Genomic DNA, 2,564 nt, shown 5'->3' on the forward strand with positions numbered 1-2,564 from the left:
TCTTCTTTGGCTCCTACCTATCCTGTACATGTGTGACAGATACCCAATATCAAACTGCAGTAAAGCTCCATGGGGTCTTTCCGTCCTGTCGCGGGTAACCTGCATCTTCACAGGTACTAAAATTTCACCGAGTCTCTCGTTGAGACAGTGCCCAAATCATTACGCCTTTCGTGCGGGTCGGAACTTACCCGACAAGGAATTTCGCTACCTTAGGACCGTTATAGTTACGGCCGCCGTTTACTGGGGCTTCAATTCACACCTTCGACTGACGTCTAAGCGCTCCTCTTAACCTTCCAGCACCGGGCAGGCGTCACCCCCTATACCTCATCTTACGATTTTGCAGAGAGCTGTGTTTTTGATAAACAGTTGCTTGGGCCTTTTCACTGCGGCTGACCTTATGCCAGCACCCCTTCTCCCTAAGTTACGGGGTCATTTTGCCGAGTTCCTTAACGAGAGTTCGCTCGCTCACCTGAGGCTACTCGCCTCGACTACCTGTGTCGGTTTACGGTACGGGTAGAGTATACATTTACGCTAGAAGCTTTTCTTGGCAGTGTGACATCACTAACTTCACTACTTAACTTCGCTCCCCTTCACAGCTCAATGTTATAGAACTAAGCATTTGACTCAGTTCACACCTCACTGCTTGGCCGGACTCTTCCAGTCGTCCGGTTTAGCTAGCCTACTGCGTCCCTCCTTCACTCTATACTCTAGTACAGGAATATCAACCTGTTGCCCATCGGATACACCTGTCGGTCTCTCCTTAGGTCCCGACTAACCCAGGGCGGACGAGCCTTCCCCTGGAATCCTTAGTCTTACGGTGGACAGGATTCTCACCTGTCTTTCGCTACTCATACCGGCATTCTCACTTCTATGCGTTCCAGCACTCCTCACGGTATACCTTCGCCACACATAGAACGCTCTCCTACCATAACACCTTAGTGTTATCCACAGCTTCGGTAAATTGTTTTAGCCCCGGTACATTTTCGGCGCAGGGTCACTCGACTAGTGAGCTATTACGCACTCTTTGAATGAATAGCTGCTTCTAAGCTAACATCCTAGTTGTCTGTGCAACCCCACATCCTTTTCCACTTAACAATTATTTGGGGACCTTAGCTGGTGGTCTGGGCTGTTTCCCTTTCGACTACGGATCTTAGCACTCGCAGTCTGACTGCCGATCGCAACCGCTTGGCATTCGGAGTTTATCTGATATTGGTAATCCGGGATGGACCCCTCAATCAAACAGTGCTCTACCTCCAACGGTCTCTCAATCGACGCTAGCCCTAAAGCTATTTCGGAGAGAACCAGCTATCTCCAAGTTCGTTTGGAATTTCTCCGCTACCCACAAGTCATCCAAGCACTTTTCAACGTGCCCTGGTGCGGGCCTCCAGTGCGCTTTACCGCACCTTCACCCTGCTCATGGGTAGGTCACATGGTTTCGGGTCTACGTCATCATACTTATTCGCCCTCTTCAGACTCGGTTTCCCTTCGGCTCCGTCTCTTCAACTTAACCTCGCATCATAACGTAACTCGCCGGTTCATTCTACAAAAGGCACGCTCTCACCCATTAACGGGCTCGAACTTCTTGTAGGCACACGGTTTCAGGTACTCTTTCACTCCCCTTCCGGGGTACTTTTCACCTTTCCCTCACGGTACTGGTTCACTATCGGTCACTAGGGAGTATTTAGGGTTGGGAGATGGGCCTCCCAGTTTCCGACGGGATTCCTCGTGTCCCGCCGTACTCAGGATACTGCTTGCTATAAAGACTATTTCAGATACGAGGCTCTTACTCTCTCTGGCTGACCTTCCCAGATCATTCTCCTATACTCTTTATATCCTTTGCGCAGTCCTACAACCCCAGAGTGTAAACACTCTGGTTTGCCCTCCTGCCTTTTCGCTCGCCGCTACTCAGGCAATCGCGTTTGCTTTCTCTTCCTGCAGCTACTTAGATGTTTCAGTTCACTGCGTCTTCCTTCTCATATCCTTAACAGATATGGATACTAACCATTAGTTAGTGGGTTCCCCCATTCGGACATCTCTGGATCTCAGCTTACTTACAGCTCCCCAAAGCATTTCGTCGTTCGTCACGTCCTTCATCGGCTCCTAGTGCCTAGGCATCCACCGTGCGCCCTTATTAACTTAACCTTATTTTAAAACTCTTTCAATATGATCTACAGCGTTTCGGTTTCTTTTTTTGTTGCGCTATTCAATTGTCAATGAACCATTAGGATACAAAGTGACGGTTCGCTTTAGCGAAAACTTCTGTAGAAAATTAGGAATCTGACGCAAGTGTCATTATAGACACGAGGAAGATTATCTATTTTCCTAAGAAGTTAGTCACGTGTTCAACTTCACTTATACTTTAAGTTTAGTGAACCTCATATCCCATGGAGCCTAGCGGGATCGAACCGCTGACCTCCTGCGTGCAAAGCAGGCGCTCTCCCAGCTGAGCTAAGGCCCCACTTCCCTCTCAAAACTAAACAAGACTCTACAAGTGCTTCCGTGTAAGTACAGAGACGCCCTCCGTTACTTACTTTTCCTTAGAAAGGAGGTGATCCAGCCGCACC

1 tRNA gene and 1 rRNA gene are annotated in these 2,564 nt (G+C 48.9%); both read right to left on the bottom strand.

Going from position 1 to position 2,564, the window contains the following annotated elements:
- Positions 1-2,142 (bottom strand): 23S ribosomal RNA (locus tag SCSH_RS10750); the annotation flags it as partial.
- A 243-nt stretch (positions 2,143-2,385) separates the two neighbouring features.
- Positions 2,386-2,458: transfer RNA gene (locus tag SCSH_RS10755), tRNA-Ala, on the bottom strand.
- Between the last annotated feature and the right edge of the window lie 106 nt (positions 2,459-2,564).

The organism is Streptococcus orisasini (assembly GCF_001431045.1).
GTDB lineage: Bacteria > Bacillota > Bacilli > Lactobacillales > Streptococcaceae > Streptococcus > Streptococcus orisasini.